This window comes from Streptomyces sp. NPDC002276 (assembly GCF_053891435.1).
Genome location: NZ_JBSFCQ010000007.1, coordinates 38,767 through 54,416, shown reverse-complemented (window position 1 = coordinate 54,416; position 15,650 = coordinate 38,767). Strand labels below are relative to the sequence as shown.

The 15,650-nt window shown below is 71.1% G+C and carries 16 protein-coding genes; 12 read left to right on the top strand and 4 right to left on the bottom strand.

Translation table 11 applies throughout. The features are described 5' to 3' along the window. Positions 1-31: 31 nt before the first annotated feature. The 4 genes from ispG to ACWIHT_RS19300 all read left to right on the top strand — a co-directional run bounded on the left by ispG (position 32) and on the right by ACWIHT_RS19300 (position 4,769). Complete coding sequence (gene ispG / locus ACWIHT_RS19315) at positions 32-1,189, top strand: flavodoxin-dependent (E)-4-hydroxy-3-methylbut-2-enyl-diphosphate synthase (RefSeq protein WP_019074797.1); 1,158 nt, start codon at positions 32-34, stop codon at positions 1,187-1,189. A gap of 264 nt (positions 1,190-1,453) precedes the next feature. Continuing rightward, complete coding sequence (locus tag ACWIHT_RS19310; protein WP_456169324.1) at positions 1,454-2,302, top strand: GNAT family N-acetyltransferase; 849 nt, start codon at positions 1,454-1,456, stop codon at positions 2,300-2,302. 114 nt (positions 2,303-2,416) lie between these two features. Further along, positions 2,417-2,980 carry a GNAT family N-acetyltransferase gene (locus ACWIHT_RS19305; RefSeq protein ID WP_456169323.1) on the top strand — a complete coding sequence of 188 codons (564 nt, stop codon included), beginning with the start codon at positions 2,417-2,419 and terminating at the stop codon, positions 2,978-2,980. Positions 2,981-3,053: 73 nt separating this feature from the next. Next, a complete protein-coding gene (locus ACWIHT_RS19300) occupies positions 3,054-4,769 on the top strand; it encodes a proline--tRNA ligase (protein WP_456169322.1) in 1,716 nt (571 codons plus the stop codon). A 39-nt stretch (positions 4,770-4,808) separates the two neighbouring features. Here ACWIHT_RS19300 and ACWIHT_RS19295 read toward each other — a convergent pair whose 3' ends face one another. Continuing rightward, a complete protein-coding gene (locus ACWIHT_RS19295) occupies positions 4,809-5,195 on the bottom strand; it encodes a hypothetical protein (RefSeq protein ID WP_456169321.1) in 387 nt (128 codons plus the stop codon). A 24-nt stretch (positions 5,196-5,219) separates the two neighbouring features. Here ACWIHT_RS19295 and ACWIHT_RS19290 point away from each other — a divergent pair, with 24 nt between their 5' ends. Genes ACWIHT_RS19290 through ACWIHT_RS19275 form a run of 4 tightly spaced genes read left to right on the top strand, consistent with a single transcriptional unit; the run spans position 5,220 to position 8,228 of the window. Beyond that, the gene (locus ACWIHT_RS19290; protein WP_456169320.1) at positions 5,220-6,179 is read left to right on the top strand and encodes an FAD:protein FMN transferase; all 960 of its coding nucleotides are present in this window, start codon (positions 5,220-5,222) and stop codon (positions 6,177-6,179) included. Next, a complete protein-coding gene (locus ACWIHT_RS19285; RefSeq protein WP_456169319.1) occupies positions 6,176-6,757 on the top strand; it encodes a ferric reductase-like transmembrane domain-containing protein in 582 nt (193 codons plus the stop codon). The genes ACWIHT_RS19290 and ACWIHT_RS19285 overlap by 4 nt, the downstream gene beginning before the upstream one ends. After that, positions 6,754-7,974, top strand: coding sequence for an NADH-ubiquinone oxidoreductase-F iron-sulfur binding region domain-containing protein (locus ACWIHT_RS19280; RefSeq protein ID WP_456169318.1), 1,221 nt, complete (start codon positions 6,754-6,756; stop codon positions 7,972-7,974). The genes ACWIHT_RS19285 and ACWIHT_RS19280 overlap by 4 nt, the downstream gene beginning before the upstream one ends. A 2-nt stretch (positions 7,975-7,976) precedes the next feature. Further along, the gene (locus ACWIHT_RS19275; RefSeq protein ID WP_456169317.1) at positions 7,977-8,228 is read left to right on the top strand and encodes a ferredoxin; all 252 of its coding nucleotides are present in this window, start codon (positions 7,977-7,979) and stop codon (positions 8,226-8,228) included. A gap of 8 nt (positions 8,229-8,236) precedes the next feature. On the opposite strand, the gene ACWIHT_RS19270 is transcribed toward ACWIHT_RS19275, so the two are convergent. From ACWIHT_RS19270 to ACWIHT_RS19260, 3 genes are read right to left on the bottom strand one after another with little or no spacing between them, the layout of a single operon-like run. Next, positions 8,237-9,127 (bottom strand): aminoglycoside phosphotransferase family protein, encoded by an 891-nt coding sequence (locus tag ACWIHT_RS19270; protein ID WP_456169316.1) that lies wholly within the window; start codon positions 9,125-9,127, stop codon positions 8,237-8,239. Positions 9,128-9,171: 44 nt separating this feature from the next. Beyond that, the gene (locus ACWIHT_RS19265) at positions 9,172-9,636 is read right to left on the bottom strand and encodes a ferritin-like domain-containing protein (protein WP_456169315.1); all 465 of its coding nucleotides are present in this window, start codon (positions 9,634-9,636) and stop codon (positions 9,172-9,174) included. Continuing rightward, on the bottom strand, positions 9,633-10,163 hold the full coding sequence (locus tag ACWIHT_RS19260; protein ID WP_456169314.1) for a hypothetical protein: 531 nt from the start codon (positions 10,161-10,163) through the stop codon (positions 9,633-9,635). Before ACWIHT_RS19260 ends, ACWIHT_RS19265 begins: the two co-directional genes overlap by 4 nt. Positions 10,164-10,369: 206 nt before the next feature. Between ACWIHT_RS19260 and rimP the strand changes: the two genes are divergently transcribed. The 4 genes from rimP (at position 10,370) to infB (ending at position 15,638) form a co-directional block, all read left to right on the top strand. Beyond that, entirely contained in the window at positions 10,370-10,906 is a 537-nt protein-coding gene (rimP, locus tag ACWIHT_RS19255) for a ribosome maturation factor RimP (protein ID WP_456169313.1), read from the top strand. Between the two features lie 2 nt (positions 10,907-10,908). Further along, positions 10,909-11,907 (top strand): transcription termination factor NusA, encoded by a 999-nt coding sequence (nusA, locus tag ACWIHT_RS19250; RefSeq protein WP_456169311.1) that lies wholly within the window; start codon positions 10,909-10,911, stop codon positions 11,905-11,907. A gap of 90 nt (positions 11,908-11,997) precedes the next feature. Next, positions 11,998-12,276 (top strand): YlxR family protein, encoded by a 279-nt coding sequence (locus ACWIHT_RS19245; RefSeq protein ID WP_200714795.1) that lies wholly within the window; start codon positions 11,998-12,000, stop codon positions 12,274-12,276. A gap of 146 nt (positions 12,277-12,422) precedes the next feature. After that, entirely contained in the window at positions 12,423-15,638 is a 3,216-nt protein-coding gene (gene infB / locus ACWIHT_RS19240) for a translation initiation factor IF-2 (protein ID WP_456169310.1), read from the top strand. Positions 15,639-15,650: the final 12 nt, after the last annotated feature.

Below are 15,650 nucleotides of genomic sequence, written 5' to 3'. Positions count from 1 at the left end.
CCTTGATCCACGACTTGGGGTTGCACAGCAGATGACTGCGATTTCTCTCGGCATTCCGTCCGTTCCGACCAGGCTCGCCGAGCGCCGCAAGAGCCGGCAGATCCAGGTCGGATCCGTGGCGGTCGGCGGCGACGCGCCGGTGTCCGTGCAGTCCATGACGACCACCCGTACGTCGGACATCGGCGCCACGCTCCAGCAGATCGCCGAGCTGACCGCGTCCGGCTGCCAGATCGTGCGCGTGGCCTGCCCCACGCAGGACGACGCCGACGCGCTGGCCACCATCGCCCGCAAGTCGCAGATCCCGGTCATCGCGGACATCCACTTCCAGCCGAAGTACGTGTTCGCCGCGATCGAGGCGGGCTGCGCGGCGGTCCGCGTGAACCCCGGCAACATCAAGCAGTTCGATGACAAGGTCAAGGAGATCGCGCGCGCCGCGAAGGACCACGGCACGCCGATCCGTATCGGCGTGAACGCGGGCTCGCTGGACGCGCGACTGCTGAAGAAGTACGGCAAGGCGACTCCCGAGGCGCTGGCCGAGTCCGCCCTCTGGGAAGCGTCCCTCTTCGAGGAGCACGGCTTCCAGGACATCAAGATCTCGGTGAAGCACAACGACCCGGTCGTGATGGTCGAGGCGTACCGCCAGCTCGCCGCCCAGTGCGACTACCCGCTCCACCTCGGCGTGACGGAGGCGGGCCCGGCGTTCCAGGGCACGATCAAGTCGGCGGTGGCCTTCGGTGCGCTGCTCAGCCAGGGCATCGGCGACACGATCCGCGTCTCCCTGTCGGCCCCGCCGGTGGAGGAGATCAAGGTCGGCCTCCAGATCCTGGAGTCCCTGAACCTCAAGCCCCGCCGCCTGGAGATCGTCTCCTGCCCCTCCTGCGGTCGCGCCCAGGTCGACGTCTACAAGCTGGCCGAGGAGGTCACGGCGGGCCTGGAGGGCATGGAGGTCCCGCTGCGCGTGGCCGTCATGGGCTGCGTGGTGAACGGTCCGGGCGAGGCCCGCGAGGCCGACCTCGGCGTCGCCTCCGGCAACGGCAAGGGCCAGATCTTCGTCAAGGGCGAGGTCATCAAGACCGTCCCCGAGTCGAAGATCGTCGAGACCCTCATCGAGGAAGCGATGAAGATCGCCGAGCAGATGGAGGCGGACGGGGTGGCTTCGGGGGAGCCGACGGTCGCGGTGGCGGGCTGAAAAGGCTTCTGGGCTTCGCCCGAGGGTTCTTGGGCTCTACGCCTCAGCTCTCGGGCTTCGCTTGTCAGCGCCGGTCGGCATCATCAGCCCGTCCGGCGATTGAGGACGAGGCCGTCCAGGCCGACAGCGGGGGCCTGGGGGCGGCAGCCCCCAGACGCCCACCTACCCCACCCCCACTGAAAAGCAAGCGGTACGGGGCGGCACCGCTCAGCTTCCGCAGGTACAGTGCGGAGATCAGCAGACCCTCAGGGTGAGGTCCCGTACGTGTTGACCCAGACCACCTCTCGGGTGCTCGAACCGAGCGACCTGGAAGCCGCGCTCGCCGTGCTGGACCGCGAGCCGGTCACGAACGCCTTCGTGACCTCGCGGGTACAGGTCGCGGGCCTGGACCCGTGGCGCCTCGGCGGCGAAATGTGGGGCTGGTACGAGGACGGCATGCTGACGTCCCTCTGCTACGCGGGCGCCAACCTCGTCCCGATCTGCGCCACCCCCCGGGCGATCCGCGCGTTCGCGGACCGCGCCCGCCGGGCGGGCCGCCGCTGCTCCTCGATCGTCGGCCCCGCAGAGGCCACCGCTCAGTTGTGGCGCCTGCTGGAACCGAGCTGGGGCCCGGCCCGAGAGGTCCGCGCCCAGCAACCGCTCATGGTCGCCGACCGCATGCCCACCGACATCGCTCCCGACCCCTACGTCCGTCGCATCCGCAAGGACGAGATGGAGACGATCATGCCGGCGTGCGTGGCGATGTTCACCGAGGAGGTCGGAGTCTCCCCGCTGGCAGGCGACGGCGGCCTCCTGTACCAGGCCCGAGTGGCCGAACTCGTGGGCTCCGGCCGCTCGTTCGCCCGCCTCGACGACTACGGCAAGGTCGTCTTCAAGGCAGAGATCGGCGCCGCGACGACCCAGGCCTGCCAGATCCAGGGCGTGTGGGTGGCCCCCGAGTACCGGGGGATGGGCGTGGCGGCTCCGGCGATGGCATCGGTACTGCGCTACGCCCTCGCGGACGTGGCCCCGGTCGTCAGCCTCTACGTCAACGACTTCAACACCCCAGCGAGAAGGGCGTACTTGAGGGTGGGCTTCCAGGAGGTCGGCGCCTTCATGAGCGTCCTGTTCTAAAGGGCCTTTGGGGGCGCGGGGCTGTATCGATATGCGGCTCCGCCGCGTGGGCGCGACCAGCCACACAAGGCCCGCACCCGAACGACAACCGCTACCCCCCTGTACTCTCCCCACATGCGATTTCCCGGTCACGGCCACCGCCACCCCGAAGACGTCGTGATCGGCCCCTTGGACCTTTCGGCCCGTGTGGACGAGGCCCTCGCAGTCCAAGCCATCGCCTTCGGCCTCGGTGCAGACGAAGTGGCGGTACGTCGCCAAATCGTCCTGCGCCATATGACCTACCCCGGTGCGAGAGCCCTCGGCGCCACCTCGGCGGAGCGCCTCGTCGGCTTCGTCTACGGCATGCCCAACAACCGCACCCACTGGTGGTCCACGGTCGTAGAGCCGTACCTCCGCTCCGGCGGCCACGACACCTGGCTCGACGACTCCTTCGTGATCACCGAGCTGCACGTCCACCCGCACTTCCAGAACCGTGGCCTCGGCCGTTCCCTGATCACCACCATCACGGACGCCGCCGCCGAACCCCGCTCGATCCTCTCCGCGATCGACACGGACAGCCCGGCCCGGGGCCTGTACCACTCCCTCGGCTACGAGGACCTGGCCCGCCAGGTCCTGTTCCCCAGCGCCCCGAAGCCGTACGCCGTCATGGGCGCCCCACTGCCCCTCCGCCGTCGCTAACCGATTTCCACCGGCACAGCACGCCCGGCTAACCTCCTAGCCATCACCCTTTCCCGGCAGGAGTACAGGAACCATGGCGAACGCACCGGTCCAGCGCATGTCCCAGTTGATGGCGAAGACGCTGCGCGACGACCCGGCGGACGCCGAGGTCCTCAGTCACAAGCTGCTCGTGCGGGCCGGGTACGTCCGCCGTACCGCCGCCGGCATCTGGTCCTGGCTGCCCCTGGGCAAGAAGGTGCTGTCCAACGTCGAGCGGATCGTCCGTGAGGAGATGGACGCGATCGGCGCCCAGGAGGTACTGCTTCCCGCGATCCTGCCCCGGGAGCCGTACGAGGCGACCGGCCGCTGGGACGAGTACGGCCCCGAGCTGTTCCGCCTCAAGGACCGCAAGGGCGGCGACTACCTCCTCGGCCCCACCCACGAGGAGATCTTCACGCTGATCGTGAAGGACCAGGCGTCCTCCTACAAGGACCTGCCGGTCATCCTCTACCAGATCCAGCACAAGTACCGCGACGAGGCCCGCCCCCGCGCCGGCATCCTGCGCGGCCGTGAGTTCCTGATGAAGGACTCGTACTCCTTCGACACCGAGGACGAGGGCCTGGCCCACTCCTACGCCCTGCACCGCCAGGCGTACCAGAAGGTGTTCGCACGCCTGGGCCTCGACTACCGCATCTGCGCCGCCACCGCGGGCGCGATGGGCGGCTCCAAGTCGGAGGAGTTCCTCGCCCCGGCCGAGGCCGGCGAGGACACCTTCGCGGACTGCCCGAACTGCGACTTCGCCGCCAACACCGAAGCGATCACGTATGAGTTGACGTCCGTGGACGCGACCGACGTGCCCACGCTCGAAGAGATCCCCACCCCCGACACCCCCACCATCGAGACCCTCGCCGCCCACCTCGGCGTAGAGGCCTCCGCCACCCTGAAGAACCTCCTCGTGAAGGTCGACGGCGAGATCGTGGCCGTAGGAGTGCCCGGCGACCGCGAGGTCGACCTGGGCAAGGTCGAGGCCCATTTCGCCCCCGCCGCAGTGGAGTTGGTGACGGCGGAGGACTTCACCGGCCGCCCCGACCTGGTGCGTGGCTACGTCGGCCCGCAGGGCCTGGGTGACAAGGTCACGTACATCGCCGACCCGCGCGTGGCCCCCGGCACCTCCTGGATCACCGGCGCCAACAAGCCGGGCACGCACGCCAAGAACGTCGTCGCCGGCCGTGACTTCGAGGTCGACACGTACGTCGACGTCGTGGTCGTCAACGAGGGCGACCCCTGCCCCAAGTGCGGCACCGGCCTCAAGCTCGACCGCGCCATCGAGATCGGCCACATCTTCCAGCTCGGCCGCAAGTACGCCGACGCCCTCAAGCTCGATGTCCTCGGCCAGCACGGCAAGCCGGTCCGCGTCACCATGGGCTCCTACGGCATCGGCGTCTCCCGCGCGGTGGCCGCCCTCGCCGAGCAGACCGCCGACGACAAGGGCCTGTGCTGGCCCGCCGAGGTCGCCCCGGCCGACGTCCACGTGGTCGCCGCCGGCAAGGCCCTCCAGACCGAACTCGCCCTGGACGTCTCGGAGAAGCTGCGCGAGGCCGGCCTGCGCGTCCTGGTCGACGACCGCGCCGGGGTCTCCCCGGGCGTGAAGTTCACCGACTCCGAGCTGATCGGCGTACCGAAGATCCTGGTCGCGGGCCGCCGCTCCGCCGAGGGCGTCCTGGAGCTCAAGGACCGCAGGACCGGCGAGCGCGAGGAGCTGACCGTCGACGAGGCGATCGCCCGCCTGACCGCGCGGCCCGCTCTGTAAGAGATCTCTCAGGGAGTTCTGCGCAGGCGTATGGGCGCCTCACAGACTTCTCTCAGGCTGGTCCCCGACCGTAGTACGTGACAGAGCGTCACTGCGGAGGGGAACGGTCATGACAGTCAAGGAGCGTGGGGCCGCTACGGCGGTCCGCAGAGGCAGGCGGCGCATCGCGGCCGCCACGGCAGCGGTCACGCTGGCGGCGGCGGCCGGGGTGTTCGCCCTGGTCGGCACGATGCAGTCGGACGCGGAAGCGGACACGACGGCGAGCAACACCGGTACGACGACCAGTTCGTCGTCGCCCTCGCCGTCGGCCTCTTCTTCCAGTTCCTCTACGTCGGACAGCTCGTCCTCTTCGTCTTCCTCATCCTCCTCCTCGTCGGACCTCCAGTCGTCGTCGTCCGGTGTGACGTCCTCCTCCGGCGGCTCCACCGACTCCACGTCGGGAGCCTCGTGATGACGACAACGACCCTGCGTACGACGGCCGCCGCCGACTGGCGTGCCCTCGGCACCGGAGTCCGGCTGGTCGTCACCGACCCGGCCCTGCTGGACTCCTGCAACCTGCTCCTCGCCCGGCACCTCGCCGAGGTCGACGCGGCGTGCAGCCGGTTCCGTACCGACTCCGAACTGGCCGCCCTGGACGCCTCGTTGGGCCGCCCGGTCACCGTGAGCCCACTGCTCGCCGAGGCCCTTGCCGTCGCCCTGCGCGCCGCCGAGGCTACGGACGGCGCGGTCGACCCGACCGTCGGCTCCGCGATGAACGCCATCGGCTACGACCGCGACTTCACCCTCGTCCGCGAGGACGACCGCCCGGTCCGGCTCACCGTGAGGCGCGCCCCGGGCTGGCGCATGATCGACCTCGACCGTACGACGGGCACGGTCACCGTCCCGGCCGGCGTCCGCCTCGACCTCGGCGCCACCGCGAAGGCCTGGGCCGCCGACAAGGCCGCCGCGATGCTGGCCCAAGTGGCGGGCTGCGGAGTCCTGGTGAGCCTCGGCGGCGACACGGCCGTCGCGGGGGAGCCCCCGGCCGGCGGCTGGAACATCCGCGTCCAGGACGTCACCGGTTCCGTCGACGAGACGCCCGCGCACGGCACGTACGCCACGATCGGCCTGCGCTCCGGCGGCCTCGCCACCTCGGGCACCTCCGCCCGCAACTGGCGCCGCAGCGGCCACGAACTGCACCACATCGTCGACCCGCGCACCGGCCTCCCGGTCCGCAGCCCCTGGCGCACGGTCTCGGTGGCCGCCGCCACCTGCGCCGACGCCAACGCGGCGAGCACGGCGTCCCTGGTCAAGGGCGCGGGCGCCGAACGCTGGCTGACCCGCCTCGGCCTCCCGGCCCGCCTGGTCGCCCAGGACGGCACGGTCGTCACGACCCCGGGCTGGCCCACCTCCCAGGCGGCCGCCGCATGAGCTCCGAAACCCTCTGGTACGCCAACCGCGCCACCGGAGCCGTCTGCCTGGTCCTGTTCACAGTCGTGGTCCTGCTCGGCATCGCGGTCCGCCTGCGCACCCGGCTCCCCGGCCTGCCCCGCTTCGGCACGGTGAACCTCCACCGCACCCTCTCCCTCTCCGCGACCGCGTTCCTGGCCCTGCACATCGCGGTGGCGGTGATCGACGGCTACGTGAACATCACCGTCCTGGACGCGGTCGTCCCCTTCGTCTCCGACTACCAGCCGCTCTGGCTCGGCCTCGGCACGGTCGCCTTGGACCTGCTGCTCGCGGTCCTGATCACCAGTCTCCTGCGCGAACGCATCGGCCACCGCACCTGGCGGGCCGTCCACTGGCTGGCGTACGCCTCCTGGCCGATCGCCCTGATCCACGGCATCGGCATCGGCACGGACACCGGCACCGACTGGATGACCTGGCTGACGATCTCCTGCGTGGCCGCGGTGACCGCCGCCTTCGGCATCCGCCTGGCCCACTCCGCCCGCGCGGCCCGCCGCACCCCCGCAGCCCTGCTCCGCACCCCCGAAGGAGCCCGCTCATGACCACGACCACCTTCACCGACGTCTACATGTCCCCCCGCCTCCTCGCCCCCGGCGGCACCGCGGCCGACCTCGCCACCCACGAACAGCGCTACGGCCCACTGTCCTACGGCGATCCGGACGCCGTCCTGAGAACAGTCGCCGAATCCGGCCTCACCGGACGCGGAGGCGCCGCGTTCCCGACGTACCGCAAGCTCGTCGCGGTGGCCGACGCGAGCCGCCGTACGGGCCGCGCACCCGTGGTCGTGGCGAACGGAGCGGAAGGCGAACCGGCCAGCCGCAAAGACAAGACCCTGCTCCGCCTGTCCCCCCATCTCGTCCTGGACGGGCTGCAGTTGGCGGCCAGGGCGGTCGGCGCGGGGGAGGCCCACCTGGCGGTGGAGGACGGCGCGTCCTATCTGGAGTCGGCCCTGTCCCAGCGAAACGACCCGCTGAACGTGAAGGTGATCCGCCTCCCCAAACGCTTCCTCTCCGGCCAGGCCTCGGCCCTCGCGCAGTACGTCTCCGGGAACGCCCCGCTGCCCCGCCACCAGCAACCGCCGGTCCGCGAACGCGGGGTGCGCAAGGCGCCGACGCTCGTCCAGAACGTCGAAACCCTGGCCCACCTCGCCCTGGTCGCCCGCTACGGCGCCGAGTGGTTCCGCAGCGCGGGCACCCCCGCCCAGCCCGGCAGCACGCTCTGCACCCTGCATCTTCCGGGCCGTGAAGTCCGGGTCGTGGAAGCCCCGTTCGGACTCCCGCTGGACCGCCTGCTCCCGCTCCAAGGCATGTCGGCGGTCCTCGTCGGCGGCTACCACGGCACGTGGATGCCGGCCACCGAAGCAGCCCAACGCACGCTGGACGCGGGGAACTTGGGGGCGGGTGTGCTGGCCGCACTCCCCACCACGCGCTGTGGAGTGGCCGAAACCGCCCGCGTCCTGCGCTACTTGGCGCTCCAGTCGGCCGGCCAGTGCGGCCCCTGCCTCAACGGCCTTCCGCGCATCGCGTCCGCGTTCCGCACCCTGGCCACGCCCGGCCCCCAGTCCAACACCCGCCAGGACGTGGCCCGTTGGTCCGGCCTGATCGAGGGCCGAGGCGCCTGCCACCACCCCGACGGCACGGTCCGCCTGGTCCGCAGCGCGTTGACCACGTTCGCGGCCGAACTCGACGCCCACGCAAGGGGTTTGTGCACGGCGACGGACCCCACACCCCTGCTCCCGATCCCGAACGAGGCCCACTGACCATGGACCAACAACAGATCGACATCGACTGGACGGCGTGCCAGGGCCACGGATTGTGCGCGGAGTTGCTACCCGACCACATCACTCTGGATGAGTGGGGCTACCCGCTGGTGGACGGGTCCCCGATCCCACCCCGCACCGTGAAACGGGCTCGCAGAGCAGCGTCCGACTGCCCGGTGCTGGCCTTGAAACTAACGCCAGCTATCCAGGGGCGCGGGGAACTGCGCGACCAGCCACAACGCACCCGCAGATGAAACGCGACCTAAAGCCACCCAGCGAATTCCAGCAACAACTCAGCATCCCGAGGCCGCCCCACGCGCAGTGCCCGCACTCCCGACTCCACGGCCCGGAACAACGTCCACCCCCGCAACCGCTCCTGATCCACATCAAGCGACTCGGCAAGTCGCTTGACCCGTCGCCGAGTTGTAGACGCCCCGGATGGCGTGGCGATCAGATCCTCCACCCGATCCCGCACCAACCGAGCCAGATCGAAGGCGCACTCACCCACCACCGGATCCGGCCCCACGGCCAACCACGGCACCCGATCCCCGGCCAGCACCTTGCTCTGCCGAAACGTCCCGTGCAGCAACCGCACCTCAGGCGGCGCGGCCAGTAGCTCCTCACGCGCTTCGAGAGCCGAGTTCACCAGGGGTGCCACCTCCGTAGACGCTCCCCGCATCGCCGCCGCCTGCCGACCGGTCCGCTCGCTCACGGTCTCGAAGACATGATCCTCAGGCGGCTCCACCCACAGCCGCCGCAACGTCCCCGCCGCCTCCAGCAACGCCTTCGCCTCCGGCAACGACCGCACCGACACATCGGGATGCAACCGCTCCAGCACCAGCACACCCTCACCGGCCGCCGCCTCGACCAGTTGGACGGCCCCCCGCCCGCCCCAGTGCGCGAGCGCGGCCCGCTCGCTCTCCGGCCGGGCCCGGCGCGGGGCCAGCTTCAGCACCGCAGGGGTCCCGTCGGCCCGCCGTACCAGCACGACCAGGCTGCTGCGCCCACCGGGCACCTGTACTCGTTCCGCGGTCAACTCGCGTAGATCAACGGCCTGTTGGGCCACCTCGGGCAGCTTCTCCAACCAGTCGTCACCGCTCGGTGCCGTCTCACCGAGCGCCCTCACCAGACGCTGCGGCGGTTCGAAAGCCATGCGCGAGTCGTTCCCTTCAGCTGGTCCTGCGGCCCGGTGCGGTGTTACGCCGTGGGTGTCGCCGAGGCCGTGGGGGTCGCGGCCCGCTCGGCGAGACCAGGGAAGGGTACGCTCCCGCCGCGCCAGCGCACCGCGCGGACCGCCGCTTCCCGCAGGGCCTCCGCGGCCGTACCGCGCACCGCGCCGGTGGACGCCCGCACCAGGTCGGAGTAGATCCCGGCGACCCGTTCCTCCAGCTCGGCGGCGAGCCGTACCGCGGCGGCCGAGTCCGGTACCGGGAACGGCAGCGCGTACGCGGCCGACGCGGCCACCGGCTTGCCGCCCAGGTCCCGTACCTCCCGGACCAGCGCGTCCCGCCGGGCCCGGTGTCCGTCGTAGGCCGCCTTGGCCTCGGTGCGCCGGCCCTCGCGGATACGGCCGCCGACCACGCCGTAGCCGTAGACCGCCGCGTGCTCGGCGGCCAGTGCCGCCTGTAGTGCGGTCAGTTCGGCGGCCTTCTCCTCGCTCACTTGGCATCCTCCGTCAGCAGATACGCGTGTCCGGCCCCGGCCGCGGCCACCGAGGCCAGCAGCCGGGCCAGCTCGCCCGGTACGTCGAGCAGGGCCTTGGCCCGCTTGTCGGCGAGGCTCCGCTCGGCCGCCGCCAGCCCGGCCAGGGCGTCGCTCGCGGTCACTGGCACGGCGGCGGCCGTAGCCGATGTCGATGCCGACGGCGCGGCAGTGGCCGTAGGAGATGGCGGGGAATCGCTGCCCCCGAAGGCCGTCGTGTGCCGGACGACCTCCGCGCGGAGCGGGTTCAGGCGCTCCGTGAGTGTCGGGTGGGCGGCGAGTACCGCGTCGTAGTGCCGGAGCAGGGTCTCGCTGTCGGTGGCGGCACGCGCGCGTGCGCGTTCGGCGGCCGAGGGACTGCCCGCGGTGTTCTCGGTGTCGTCGCCGTCGGTGGAGCAGCCCACCAGGAGCGCGGCTCCGGCGGCCGAGGCGAGCAGGCTCCTTCTGCGCGGTCCCGTGAGGGTGCGCGGAGGTGGGGGGAACGGCACGGCGGATCGTCCTCGGGGGCTCGTACGAACGAAAAGGCGGAAGGGGTGCGCGGGTACCGTGATCACGGTACCCGCGCACCGGATGGCTGCCAGTCACCGGCACCGGTCTGTCCGCAGGTGGACGGCAACACACCCCGGGACCGGATACCCTTTGAGCAGACACGCGCCCTACCCACAACAGCACACGCGGCCGAGGAGTCACCCGGATGAGCACGACCCAGAGCGAGAGGCTGCGAGTACTGCTGGAACCGCTCGTCAGCTCCCAGGGACTTGATCTCGAAGAGGTCGAAGTGGACTCGGTGGGACGCAAGCGGGTGCTGCGCGTGGTCGTCGATTCCGACACGGGTGCCGATCTGGACCAGATCGCGGATGTGAGCCGCGCGCTCTCCGCGAAGCTCGACGAGACCGACGCGATGGGCGCGGGTGAATACACCCTGGAAGTCGGGACGCCCGGTGCCGAGCGCGAGCTCACCGAGCACCGTCACTACGTGCGGGCCACCGACCGGCTGGTGAGGTTCCAGTTGGCCGAGAGCGGTGAGCTGGTCGCCCGGATCCTCGACGTGGACGACGACGGCATCGATGTGGAGGTGCCCGGCGTGAAGGGGCGCAAGCCCACCGCCAAGCGGCTCGCCTTCGCGGAGGTCGTGAAGGCGCGCGTGCAGGTCGAGTTCAACCGTAAGAGCAAGAACGAAGACCACGAAGACAACGAAGACAGCAACGAAGAGAACGCAGAGGAGGCGTAGCCGTGGACATCGACATGAGTGCCCTGCGGGGCCTGGTACGGGAGAAGGAGATCTCCTTCGACCTGCTGGTCGGAGCGATCGAGTCGGCCCTCCTCATCGCCTACCACCGCACCGAGGGAAGCCGCCGCCACGCGCGCGTGGTGCTCGACCGTGAGAACGGCCATGTGACGGTGTGGGCGAAAGAGGACCCCGAGGACCTGGAGGAGGGGGAGGAGCCGCGCGAGTTCGACGACACCCCGTCCGGCTTCGGCCGGATCGCCGCCACCACCGCCAAGCAGGTCATCCTCCAGCGGCTGCGGGACGCCGAGGACGAGGTGACGTTCGGCGAGTTCGCCGGCCGTGAGGGCGATGTCGTCACGGGTGTGGTCCAGCAGGGCCGCGACCCGAAGAACGTGCTCGTCGACATCGGCAAGCTGGAGGCCATCCTGCCGGTGCAGGAGCAGGTGCCGGGCGAGGAGTACACGCACGGCACGCGCCTGCGGTCGTACGTCGTCCGGGTGGCCAAGGGCATGCGGGGTCCGTCCGTGACCCTCTCCCGTACGCATCCCAACCTGGTGAAGGCGCTGTTCGCCATGGAGGTGCCGGAGGTCGCCGACGGGTCGGTGGAGATCGCCGCCATCGCGCGTGAGTCCGGCCACCGGACGAAGATCGCCGTCCGCTCCACCCGCAGCGGTCTGAACGCCAAGGGCGCCTGCATCGGCCCCATGGGCGGCCGGGTGCGCGCGGTGATGGCCGAGCTGCACGGCGAGAAGATCGACATCGTCGACTGGTCGGACGACCCGGCCGAGATGGTGGCCAACGCGCTGTCCCCGGCGCGGGTCTCCAAGGTCGAGGTGGTGGACCTCGCGACCCGCTCCGCGCGCGTGACGGTGCCGGACTACCAGCTGTCGCTGGCGATCGGCAAGGAAGGGCAGAATGCCCGGCTCGCGGCCCGCCTCACCGGCTGGCGGATCGACATCCGTCCGGACACCGAACAGCCGTCCGACCAGCCAGGGGAATAGTTCTCGGCCGCCAGTGGCTTAGATCACGACAACAGCCGTTCGATTCTTGCCCCGAAGGGGTGAGGTCGGTGCGGGGAGGTAGACTTAGACGTGTCTGGCCGGACGCGAGCCCGCGCATGCCCTGAACGCACCTGTGTGGGGTGTCGGGAGCGAGCGGCCAAGAAGGAACTGCTGCGGATCGTGGCGGTCGAGGGCGAATGCGTCCCCGATCATCGCGGTACGCTGCCCGGCCGGGGCGCATATCTGCACCCCGCCCTGGTCTGTCTCGACCTGGCGGTACGCCGCCGGGCGTTCCCACGGGCGCTGCGTGCCCAGGGAACGCTCGACACAAAGGCGTTGCGTCTCTCCGTCGAGCAGGCAACACCGTAAGAGCGAGTCGTACGGAACCTCCGTGCGGCCCGGTATTCCGCGAGTTGGAAGTAGGTCGAGATTGCGATGAGCACTCGATGAGCACGCGATGAGTACGCCCATGAAGTAGCGACGGTCCGGACGCACCCGGACCTAAAAGGAGCGAAGTGGCTAAGGTCCGGGTATACGAACTCGCCAAGGAGTTCGGGGTGGAGAGCAAGGTCGTCATGGCCAAGCTCCAAGAACTCGGTGAATTTGTCCGTTCGGCGTCCTCGACGATCGAGGCGCCCGTTGTACGCAAGCTGACAGACGCCCTCCAGCAGGGCAGCGGAGGCGGCAAGCCCGCCCCCGCGCGCAAGGCTGCCCCGGCCCGTCCGGGAGCCCCCTCTCCGGCGCAGGGTGCCCGTCCGGGCCCCGCCGCGCCGCGTCCGCCGGCCCCGAAGCCGGTCGTCGCCGAGAGCGCCGCCGCGGCTCCCGCAGCCCCGGCCGCGCCCGCCGCACCGGCCTCCACCGGTGGTCCCCGTCCGGGCCCGCGGCCCGCGCCGCGGCCCGCCCCGGTCTCGCCCGCGCCGACCGCGCCCGAGTTCACCGCGCCTCCGGCGGCACCGGCGGCGGCTCCCGCCGCTCCGGCCTCCACCGGCGGCTCCGGTTCCGCGCCCCGTCCGGGCGCCCCGCGTCCGGCGAGCCAGGCCCCCCGTCCGGGCGCTGCCCGTCCGGCCGGTCCCGGCCAGGGCGGCCAGGGTCGTGGCGACCGCCCCGAGCGTGGCGGCGACCGTCCCGGCGCACCCCGACCGGCCGGAGGCCACGGCGGCCCGGGCGCACGCCCCGGTGCTCGTCCGGCGGGTCCCCGTCCGGGCAACAACCCGTTCACCTCCGGCGGTTCCACCGGCATGGCGCGCCCCGGCGCGCCCCGTCCCGGTGCACCCCGACCGGCCGGGGGCCACGGCGGCCAGGACCGCCCGGGCGGTGCTCCCGGTGGCGCCCCGCGTCCGCAGGGTGCCGGTCAGGGCGGTCCCCGTCCCCAGGGCGCCGCGGGCGGTGCCCGTCCGGGTGCTCCCGGTGGCGCGCGTCCGACCCCGGGCGGCATGCCCCGCCCGCAGGGCGGCGCTCCGCGTCCGGGCGGTGGCCCCGGTGGCAACCGTCCCAACCCCGGCATGATGCCGCAGCGTCCCGCTGCGGGTAGCCCCCGTCCCGGTGGCGGCCCCGGTGGCCGTGGTCCCGGTGCCGGCGGCGGTCGTCCCGGCGGTCCCGGTGGTGGCGGCGGCGGTCGTCCCGGTGGTGGCGGCGGCGGCTTCGCCGGTCGTCCCGGTGGCGGCGGTGGCGGTTTCGCCGGTCGTCCCGCGGGTCCCGGTGGCGGTGGCGGCGGTTTCGCCGGCCGTCCGGGTGCTCCCGCCGGTGGCGGCGGTGGCCGTCCCGGCTTCGGTGGTCGTCCCGGTGGTCCGGGTGGCCGTGGTGGCACACAGGGCGCCTTCGGTCGTCCCGGTGGTCCCGCGCGTCGTGGTCGCAAGTCGAAGCGGCAGAGGCGCCAGGAGTACGAGGCCATGCAGGCCCCGTCGGTCGGCGGTGTGATGCTGCCTCGTGGCAACGGACAGTCCGTCCGTCTGTCGCGCGGTGCCTCGCTCACCGACTTCGCCGAGAAGATCAACGCCAACCCGGCGTCGCTCGTCGGCGTGATGATGAACCTCGGCGAGATGGTCACTGCCACGCAGTCCGTCTCCGACGAGACGCTGAAGCTCCTCGCGGACGAGATGAACTTCGTCCTGGAGATCGTCAGCCCGGAGGAGGAGGACCGCGAGCTCCTGGAGTCCTTCGACATCGAGTTCGGCGAGGACGAGGGTGGCGAGGAGTTCCTCGTCGCGCGTCCGCCGGTCGTGACCGTCATGGGTCACGTCGACCACGGTAAGACCCGACTGCTGGACACCATCCGCAAGACGAACGTCGTCGCGGGCGAGGCCGGCGGTATCACGCAGCACATCGGCGCGTACCAGGTCACCACCGAGGTCAACGACGAAGAGCGCAAGATCACCTTCATCGACACCCCGGGTCACGAGGCGTTCACCGCCATGCGTGCCCGCGGTGCCAAGTCGACCGACATCGCGATCCTCGTGGTGGCGGCCAACGACGGTGTGATGCCCCAGACGATCGAGGCGCTGAACCACGCCAAGGCGGCCGACGTGCCGATCGTGGTCGCGGTCAACAAGATCGACGTCGAGGGCGCCGACCCGACCAAGGTGCGCGGTCAGCTCACCGAGTTCGGTCTGGTGGCCGAGGAGTACGGCGGCGACACCATGTTCGTCGACATCTCCGCCAAGCAGGGTCTCAACATCGACCAGCTGCTGGAGGCCGTGGTCCTCACCGCGGACGCCTCGCTCGACCTGCGGGCCAACCCGGAGCAGGACGCGCAGGGCATCGCGATCGAGTCCCACCTCGACCGTGGCCGCGGTGCCGTCTCGACGGTCCTGGTCCAGCGCGGCACGCTGCGCATCGGCGACACGATGGTGGTCGGCGACGCGTACGGCCGTGTCCGGGCGATGCTCGACGACAACGGCAACAACGTCGAGGAAGCGACTCCGTCGACTCCCGTCCTGGTCCTGGGTCTCACCAACGTCCCGGGCGCCGGCGACAACTTCCTCGTCGTCGACGAGGACCGCACGGCCCGTCAGATCGCCGAGAAGCGCGCGGCGCGTGAGCGCAACGCCAACTTCGCCCGGCGCGGAGTCCGGTTCTCCCTGGAGAACCTGGACGAGGCCCTCAAGGCCGGTCTGGTGCAGGAACTCAACCTCATCATCAAGGGCGACGCGTCCGGTTCGGTGGAGGCTCTTGAGTCCTCGCTGCTCCAGCTCGACGTCGGCGACGAGGTCGACATCCGCGTCCTGCACCGCGGTGTGGGTGCGGTCACCGAGTCGGACATCGACCTGGCGACCGGCTCCGACGCGATCGTCATCGGCTTCAACGTCCGCGCCGCGGGCCGAGCGGCGCAGATGGCGGAGCGCGAGGGCGTCGACGTCCGGTACTACTCGGTGATCTACCAGGCCATCGAGGAGATCGAGGCGGCCCTGAAGGGCATGCTCAAGCCGGAGTACGAGGAGGTCGAGCTCGGTACGGCGGAGATCCGCGAGGTCTTCAAGTCGTCCAAGCTGGGCAACATCGCCGGTGTCCTGGTCCGCTCCGGAGAGGTCAAGCGCAACACCAAGGCGCGCCTCGTCCGCGACGGCAAGGTCATCGCGGAGAGCCTCACCATCTCCGGTCTGCGTCGCTTCAAGGACGACGTCACCGAGATCCGCGAAGGGTTCGAGGGCGGTATCAACCTCGGCAACTTCAACGACATCAAGGTCGACGACGTCATCGCGACGTACGAGATGCGCGAGAAGCCTCGCGGCTGATCGTCACAGCAC